We start from the raw sequence: 7,910 nt of genomic DNA on the forward strand, positions 1-7,910 counted from the left end.
CTAGCGGGTGACGCTCCCCCAGTCAGCCTACGGCTGCCAGCGTCCTGCACCGAGAGGGCCAAGGTGCGGGACGGTCAACTTCGCTGCCAGCGTCTTGCAATTGAGGATTGCCTTCGGCAAACTCAATGCTGGCTCGCTGTCGCTCGCACGTCATCCGCGCAATCGCTACGACGTCACAAGGCGACGTCACAGGGCAAAGTCGTCGTGGTTGCGGACGGAGGTGAAGGTGACGGTGTTGTCGGCAGACCGCATGTAGTGCAGCCGGCGCGCCGCCGCCTGACCGACCTGCAGCGAGTCGCGGAAGCAGGTCTCGCCGTTCGGGCCAAGCCGATACGGGTCGTCACCGCCCGGTCCGGTGCGCAGCCGGTGGTTCTGCCGTCCGGCGAGCTGGATGTCGCGGCCAATCAGTACTTCGACCATCACATCGACCACCTTGCCGACATTGATGCGCGTGGCGGCGAGCGTGTCGAAGAACCAGTCGGAGTACCCCCACTTTCGTGGCAGCGGATGATCCTTCTTCTCGGCCGGGCCGAGTCGTATCGCCCATGCGCGGCGGACCATCATGTCCATCTGCTCGCGTTCGAAGCGCCGGCCCTCGTCCGCGTCGGCGAACAATGGCACCAGCGACTTGTACTGGCTGCCGTTATAGGCGTTCTCCCGCTGTTTCTGCCGCATCTTCGCCTTCATGCCCTCGACCCGATCGGACGCCGTCTTCTCGCTGTCGCGCAGCTGCTGCATCTCATGCTGCAACTGTGTCAGATACTGGAACACGTCGTCCGCCGCGGACACGTCGATCCGCCCGTCCGGCCCGGTCAGGAAGTCGGCCATCGCCTGCACGGAGTCGAACTGCGCGCCCAGCATCGCCGTGTCGCCCGCCGACCGGTCGGGAATCCTGCGCGTCTCCATGTCGCTCGGGTCGAGCCACGGCGGCCCGGACACCAGCAGGGACGGTGCTGGGCGCACCTGGTCCACGTCGGCGTCGGTGATGGACAGTAGCCAGTCATGCTGGTAGTCGCCGTCGGCGTCGACCGTGCCCTTGACGGCGATGTAAATCGGCAGGACCATGCCGGCGGACGCGAGGTCGCGCATGTCGGTGATGCCGGTCTCGTCCTCGGTGCCCATGCGGATGGATACGCCGGGGAACAGTTCCACGACGCACTGGGCGGCGGTCACCTTGTCGACTCTGGCGAGCACGGTCTGGCCGCTATCGTAGGCGGCGAGCGCCTGCCGCGCGTCCTGCCGGTCGGGCGTCACGACGACCGTGTGCGACTGCGGGTCGTACATGCCGCGGATCAGCTGGCCTTTGCGCAGGACGTGACCGTACCCGTACCGTTCGTACGCTTCGGGGAGCACGACCGATGCCATGTCACCGTCGTCGATCATGGCGATGCCACGACCGTCGTACACCGCGCCGATGCGCCCCTGTACAATCTGCGGGCGCTGCGTCGTGACCGTCGACGAGTAGCTGCGCGCCACCATGCCGACGGCGTTGTCGATCAGCGTATAGGTCAGCGTCTTGAGTTCCGCTTCGGACCAGCCGATGTAGTACCGCAGCTCCGATGGGTCGTCCACCCAGTCGATGCCGATCGGGTACAGTCTGGCCGATCCGTTGTAGACCTTGGTGCCGGGAGGCATCGCTCCGGAGAGCCCCCATGAGGACTGTGGCGTGGTCAGTTCAAACACTTTCGCAACGTCGGTGAGCTTGCGTGCGATAAGCTCGGCGTTGAACAGCGCCTTGCCGAAGCGACGGGACACGACGACGGCCGGACGCGTGCGGTCCGGCGAGGTCAGGTACGCCGCGAGACGTTCGGCCTCGTCGTCGCTGGCGACCGCGATGACCGTGCCGCTCAGGCCGTCGTAGTCGCAGTCGAGTCCGGCCGGCACGGTCGGACTCGCTGACGACGTTTGGGCTGCGGACGTCTGTGTTGACAGCGTCTGTGTCGATGATGTCTGTGTTGACGACGTCTGTGGTGACGACGTCTGTGTTGAGGACACCAGTTGCGCGGATTGCCGGATGGACGGCCGGCCTTTCGGGCCCTGACCGGACTGACTCGAGCGGGATGCCGACAAGTCAGCGTCGACGGATGCGCCGACTGCAGCTGGTGAAGCATCGGAGGCGGCGGACCTGCCGGAATCCCACGTCGGAGACGCGGACCGTCCTGCCCGGTCCCGATCCTCCTGCATACGTTCCGCGCGCCGCAGTTCGACGTCGATGGCGTCGCGCACGGAACGGTCGAACCGCGTCAGATCCCGCGGCGGCAGGCAGAGCGGCGACAGCCGGTAGTTGCCGGGCTCCTGCCACGCACCATCCTTGGGGTAGATGCGCACGGCGCCTTGATAGACGGACAGCCGCTGGGAGATGCGGTCGGACAGCCGGTGCGTGTTGCGCATGGACCGGATCACCGCCACGTCGATGCCTTCGCCCTTGCCGGCGTAGTCGCGGAACAGCGCCTCCGGGTCAATCAGCGGCTCTCCGCCGTCCTGATCCGTGGTCACCACCACGACGATCCGCGGGCGCTCGAACCGCATCAGGTATACGGACAGCTCGCGCACGTCCTCATCGCTCCTGACCTCGACCGGAGCCGTCGCGGGAAAACTCACCATGTTGCACTGCCCCCTTCCTCAGTCGACGGTGAAATGAACGCCGCTCCTTGCACACTACTCGAATTCGTACGGTAGACGCTGCACCTTCGGAAAACCTGCAACGCGTGTCGCCACGTTTCATCCCGGAAGGATCGCAAGCCGGAATCCCTGCGTAGCAGCTCTATCCGCGTAGGGGGTGACGCTCCCCCAGTCAGCCTTCGGCTGACAGCCCCCTCCACCGAGGGGGCCGAGGACCACCACCACGCATGAGCAGGTCAAGCTCGCCGTCTGCCCCTCCACCGAGGGGGCCGAGGGACCTTGTACGTGCGGGTCACCTTGCCGGTGTTGTCTGCCCCTCCAACGAGGGGGCCGAGGACCACCCCAGTCAGCTGCGCTGACAGCGTCCGCCAGCGGGGGCGAGAGCTAATCGCCCATGACGCCCTGCCGACCACAGGCGACAGAGCCCGCCAGCGGGGCAAGAGGTGCGCCAATGACGTTCTTATGCGACCTCCTCCCATGGATTGATGACGTCGACCCCTGTGCCTTCGAAATCCTTGACGTTCCTGGTCGCCACGGACGCCCCGTGGGCGCGCGCGATGGCCGCGATCATCGCGTCCTGCACGCCGATGGGCCGTCCATCCCGCCTTCGCCCGGCCGCGATGATCGCATAATAGGCGGCGGCTTCGGCATCGAACGTCAAAGTCCGATCAGCGAGCGTATCCGCGAAAGACTCGATCGACGCCTCCAATCGACTCCTCCTATGCGACGAGTCCAGCAAGGCGACGCCATACAGTAATTCGGCAATGGTGATGCTCGTCGTGAACAAATTCCGCAGCAGCTGCCGTTCCACCCATGCGACTACCGCAGAATTCGGATGCTGTTTACACGCGATTTCGCTGACCACATTGGTGTCAAGAACAATCATCGTCATCATCGAAATCGACAGGGCGCATATACGTATCTCGAGGCGGCACAAGATCCTCATCAGGGCCAAGCCCCTCCCCCTCGAGCAGACGGTGCATCTCGGCGATCAGGTCGCCCGTCGTCATTATCTTGTGGGCGACATAGCCCGCCAGATACTCCTCAAGTATCGAACGCGCCTGAGCCTCCATGGATCGATGATTGCTCGCCGCAACCTCCTTCAGCTTGCTGACATCCTCATCGGACATCTTCCTGATGGTGATGGTGTTTCCAGCCATAATCCCCTCCGTTCATCCACCAACCAACGTTTGCTAGCATAATGCTAGCACATACGTCCAACAAAAAACCGGCGCATGGCACACGCCACACGCCGGTCATGCACGAAACGTCACGCCGCAACCGCAACGCCGGCAGCCACAACGCCGCAGCCGCAGCACAGCCGCGGCAAGCCGTCACCGCCCCTTGATCTCGGAACCGATGACCTTCTCGCTGAGCGCCTTCGGGCCGCGCGTCACGGCGACCGCGCCGGAACGCACCAGCTCGATTACGCCGTAATGCTCGAGCAGGCCGAGCAGCGCGTCGATCTTGCCTTCCGCGCCGGTCGCCTCGATGGTCAGCGACTCCGGATTCACGTCGACCACGCGCACACGGAACAGACGCACAATCTCCAGCACATCCGAACGGTTCGTCTGGTCGGCGGCCACCTTGATGAGCACCAGCTCACGCTCGACCGTCGTGTTCGGGTCGAGCTCGACGATCTTCAGCACGTGCAGCAGCTTGTTGAGCTGCTTGATGATCTGCTCGAGCGGCACGGCCTCCACGTCGGCGGTGACCGTCACACGCGAGATGTCCGGACGCTCGGTCGGCGAGACGGACAGCGAGTTGATGTTGAACGCACGACGCGCGAACAGGCCGGCGATACGGGCCAGCACGCCAGGACGGTTCTCCACGAGCACCGACAGCGTGTGACGCTCGGAGCCGGGCCGGGAAGCGGGATACACAGCCATAATCACATTCTCCTTACTGCCTGAAAACCTGGCTCAGCTCACGCGCGGTCGCTCTGCGCCGCACCGGTGCCTTCCGCCGCACCATCGCCGCCCTGCCGCAGCAGCGGCTGCGTGCCCGGACGGTACGTGACCGCATCGTTCGACGCGCCCGCCGCGACCATCGGCCACACCATGGCGTCCTTCCACACGCGGAAGTCGATGAGCACCGTACGGTCGTTGATCGCGTTCGCCTTCTCGATCGCCGCGACGGCCTCCTCCTCGGTGAACGCGCGCAGGCCCACGCAGCCGTACGCCTCGGCGAGCTTGACGAAATCGGGAACGTCCACGAACTCGTCGGCCGGCGTGTTCTCACGCGCCTCGCCGTCCAGCAGGTTGGTCTGCGAGTAATGGTGGTCGAAGAACAGCGTCTGCCACTGGCGGACCATGCCGTACACGGAATTGTTGAGGATGGCGATCTTCAGCGGCGTGCCGTCGAGCGTGGCCGTTGCCAGCTCCTCGGAGGTCATCTGGAAGCTGCCGTCGCCGTCGATCAGCCACACCGGCTTCTTGCCGCCGAACTCACGCTGCGAGCCGGCGACCGCGCCGATGGCCGCGGGCAGGCCGAAGCCCATCGTGCCCAGACCGCCGGAGGAGATCCACGAATGCGGATTCTCGAAGTCCACCAGCTGGCTGGCCCACATCTGATGCTGGCCGACGCCAGTCACCCAAATCGTCGACGGGTCGGCGTGCTTCGACAGCTGACGCACCACCCACTGCGGCTGTAGAGAGCCGTCGGTCGGCTGGTCGCACGGCTGGTCATAGTCGATCGGATAATCCTTGCGCAGCCCGTCAAGCTCCTTCCACCAGTAGGTGAGGTCGGGCTTGCCGTGAATCGCCTGCGAACGTTCGATCTCGGGGATCAGGTCGCGCAGCACGGTCGCCACGTCGCCGACGATCGGCACGTCCGGCTGACGGTTCTTGCCGATCTCCGCCGGATCGATGTCGATGTGGATGACGCGCGCGGCCGGTGCGAACGCCGCCAGATTACCGGTGACGCGATCGTCGAAACGCGCGCCGATGGCGACGAGCAGGTCGGCTCGCTGGGCGGCGCCGGTCGCCGCGACCGTGCCGTGCATGCCCAGCATGCCGAGGTTCTTCGGGTTCGAGTCGGGCACGATGCCGCGAGCCGGCAGCGTGGTGACGATCGGCGCACCGGTGACCTCGGCGAGCTTCGCCACCTCGGCGCTCGCGTTGGAACGGACCGCGCCGCCGCCGACGTACAGCACCGGACGGTACGCCTGCTCGAACAGCTTCGCCGCGTCCGACAGCACGCGGCCGTGCGCCTTGAGCGTCGGATTGTAGCCGGGCAGGATCATGCGCTGCGGCCACGAGTAGTACATGGAGCCGGTCTGCGCGGTCTTCGTCAGGTCCACGACCACCGGACCGGGGCGGCCGGTGCGGGCGATGTAGTACGCTTCGGCGAGCACGCGCGGGATGTCCTGCGCGTTGGTGACCAGATACGAATGCTTGGTGACCGGGTAGGTGATGCCGACGATATCGGCCTCCTGGAAGGCGTCGGTGCCGATCGCGCCCACACCCACCTGGCCGGTGATGACGACCATCGGGACGGAGTCCATGTTCGCGTCGGCGATGGCGGTGACCACGTTCGTCGCGCCCGGGCCGGAAGTGACGATGCACACGCCCACCTCACCGGTCGCCACCGCGTAGCCTTCGGCCGCGTGGCCGGCAGCCTGCTCGTGCCGCATGAGCACGAAACGGAACTTCGTGTCGTCCTTGATCTGATGGTAGACGGGCAGGATCGCGCCGCCGGGGATGCCGAACACGTCCTTGACGCCCAGATCCTCCAGCGCACGGACCAGCGCCTGGGCGCCGGTCATCTTCTCACCGTCGACGACCGTCTGCTTGTCCGGCGCGGCCGTGGTCTTCGGAACCCCGCTGAATGCCTGCAATGGTGTGGGTAGAGCCATGTTGTCCTCTCAACTCAAAATCGTTCCCTGACGTCGGCCGCACCCCGCGGACCGTTCGTTCCGCCGCGGGGTGGCCGCCTCGACGATGCGCGCTCGCTTGTGGCTGCGGCGTCCGTGATTTCGTATGTTTCAGTTTAGACACATGGCTGACAGTACGGCCTCGCGCAGGGCCGGTCTGTCCGTCATGTGGTATCGCGGCGGTGTCGCTGTGATGTCGCGACGATGCCGTCGCGGCCGCCGCGCGGTCTACTTGCGGCCGCCGCGATGCTCCTTCGCGTACGCGTCGAGCGCATGCCACGCCATTTCGGCGGCGGCCAGCTGCGCCTTGCGCTTGCTGGTGCCGGTACCGCGGCCGATGATGTCGTCGTCGGGGCCGATCGTCGCCTTGGCGGTGAACTCCTGCGCATACTCGGGACCGGATACGCTCATGCGGTAGCGCGGCTCCTCGAGTCCCAGCTCGTGCGCTTTGACGGTCAGCGAGGTCTTCCAGTCGAGCGCCGGGCCTTCGGTGGCGACCTCCTTGAGCGTGTCGTCGACCAGCCGGTGCACGACCTTGCGCGCACCCTCGATGCCGTGCTCGAGGAACGTCGCGCCGATGAGCGACTCGACGATGTCGCACAGGATCGAGCTTTTGTCGGCGCCGCCGTCCTCCATCTCGCCGTGGCCGAGCAGGATGAACGGGCCGACGTGCAGCTTCTCGCGGGCGATCTTCGAGAGCGCCTCCTCGGAGACGGCCTTCGCGCGCATCTTCGCCAGCTGGCCTTCGGTCATGTCCGGGTGGATGGTGAACAGCGTTTCGGTGGCGACCAGTTCCAGCACGGCGTCGCCGAGGAATTCCAGCCGTTCGTAGTTCTTGGTGCCAGGGTGCTCGTGCGAGAACGAACGGTGGGTGAGTGCCTGGATGAACAGGTCAGGGCTGATGGTGGCTCCCAGCGCCGCGAACAGTTCGTCGCGTGGTTCGGTCATGGTGCTCCTTTGGGATGGGATGTTGGTTGAGCGTCGGCGTTGCGACGGCCAGACGACGGTCAGACGGATATGCGAAGGCCCCGCCACCCGTCGATGGCAGGGCCTTCCTTCGTTAGCTGCACTCGGCTGCGATCACTTGGTGTGAGCGGAGCGAATGGCGGAACGGTAGACGCGACCGCGGTAGGAGCCGCAGGCCGGGCAGGCCATGTGCGGCAGGGTCGGCTCGCCGCAGTTCGGGCAAGCGATGGTCTGGGCAGCAGTCGCCTTCCAGTTCGCGCGACGCGAATGCGTGTTGGCGCGCGAGGTCTTGTACTTTGGCAGTGCCATTTGTTATTCCTCTGTTTCGTTCGAACAATTGAGCTTAAGCAGACGGTATCTTAACGCATCGCCCGTACAACGCTTCGGGAATGGGCATGTCGGCGCGTTGCGGAGTGGGACGGGCGGGGTTTGGCAGGGTGTCTGGGGC

At 65.5% G+C, this 7,910-nt stretch carries 7 protein-coding genes; all 7 read right to left on the reverse strand.

The window, feature by feature from the left end:
- Window positions 1–186: 186 nt before the first annotated feature.
- Entirely contained in the window at window positions 187–2,604 is a 2,418-nt protein-coding gene (locus F7D09_RS05720) for a hypothetical protein (protein WP_152234455.1), read from the reverse strand.
- A gap of 478 nt (window positions 2,605–3,082) precedes the next feature.
- On the reverse strand, window positions 3,083–3,517 hold the full coding sequence (locus tag F7D09_RS05725; protein WP_226835986.1) for a type II toxin-antitoxin system VapC family toxin: 435 nt from the start codon (window positions 3,515–3,517) through the stop codon (window positions 3,083–3,085).
- Complete coding sequence (locus tag F7D09_RS05730) at window positions 3,495–3,782, reverse strand: FitA-like ribbon-helix-helix domain-containing protein (RefSeq protein ID WP_152234456.1); 288 nt, start codon at window positions 3,780–3,782, stop codon at window positions 3,495–3,497. Before F7D09_RS05730 ends, F7D09_RS05725 begins: the two co-directional genes overlap by 23 nt.
- 174 nt (window positions 3,783–3,956) lie before the next feature.
- Window positions 3,957–4,511 carry an acetolactate synthase small subunit gene (gene ilvN / locus F7D09_RS05735; RefSeq protein WP_152234457.1) on the reverse strand — a complete coding sequence of 185 codons (555 nt, stop codon included), beginning with the start codon at window positions 4,509–4,511 and terminating at the stop codon, window positions 3,957–3,959.
- A 38-nt stretch (window positions 4,512–4,549) separates the two neighbouring features.
- Window positions 4,550–6,478 carry an acetolactate synthase large subunit gene (locus F7D09_RS05740; protein WP_152234458.1) on the reverse strand — a complete coding sequence of 643 codons (1,929 nt, stop codon included), beginning with the start codon at window positions 6,476–6,478 and terminating at the stop codon, window positions 4,550–4,552.
- Between the two features lie 246 nt (window positions 6,479–6,724).
- The gene (rnc, locus tag F7D09_RS05745) at window positions 6,725–7,444 is read right to left on the reverse strand and encodes a ribonuclease III (protein ID WP_152234459.1); all 720 of its coding nucleotides are present in this window, start codon (window positions 7,442–7,444) and stop codon (window positions 6,725–6,727) included.
- 132 nt (window positions 7,445–7,576) lie between these two features.
- Window positions 7,577–7,771 (reverse strand): 50S ribosomal protein L32, encoded by a 195-nt coding sequence (gene rpmF / locus F7D09_RS05750; RefSeq protein ID WP_152234460.1) that lies wholly within the window; start codon window positions 7,769–7,771, stop codon window positions 7,577–7,579.
- Window positions 7,772–7,910: the final 139 nt, after the last annotated feature.

This window comes from Bifidobacterium leontopitheci, assembly GCF_009193355.1.
Taxonomy (GTDB): domain Bacteria; phylum Actinomycetota; class Actinomycetes; order Actinomycetales; family Bifidobacteriaceae; genus Bifidobacterium; species Bifidobacterium leontopitheci.

Excerpts from the sequence above, each read along its gene's own strand:
- rnc (WP_152234459.1), bottom strand. The coding sequence starts at position 7,444 with ATGACCGAACCACGCGACGAACTGTTCGCGGCGCTGGGAGCCACCATC.
- rpmF (WP_152234460.1), bottom strand. The coding sequence starts at position 7,771 with ATGGCACTGCCAAAGTACAAGACCTCGCGCGCCAACACGCATTCGCGT.
- F7D09_RS05740 (WP_152234458.1), bottom strand. The coding sequence starts at position 6,478 with ATGGCTCTACCCACACCATTGCAGGCATTCAGCGGGGTTCCGAAGACC.
- F7D09_RS05730 (WP_152234456.1), bottom strand. The coding sequence starts at position 3,782 with ATGGCTGGAAACACCATCACCATCAGGAAGATGTCCGATGAGGATGTC.
- F7D09_RS05720 (WP_152234455.1), bottom strand. The coding sequence starts at position 2,604 with ATGGTGAGTTTTCCCGCGACGGCTCCGGTCGAGGTCAGGAGCGATGAG.
- F7D09_RS05725 (WP_226835986.1), bottom strand. The coding sequence starts at position 3,517 with ATGATGACGATGATTGTTCTTGACACCAATGTGGTCAGCGAAATCGCG.
- ilvN (WP_152234457.1), bottom strand. The coding sequence starts at position 4,511 with ATGGCTGTGTATCCCGCTTCCCGGCCCGGCTCCGAGCGTCACACGCTG.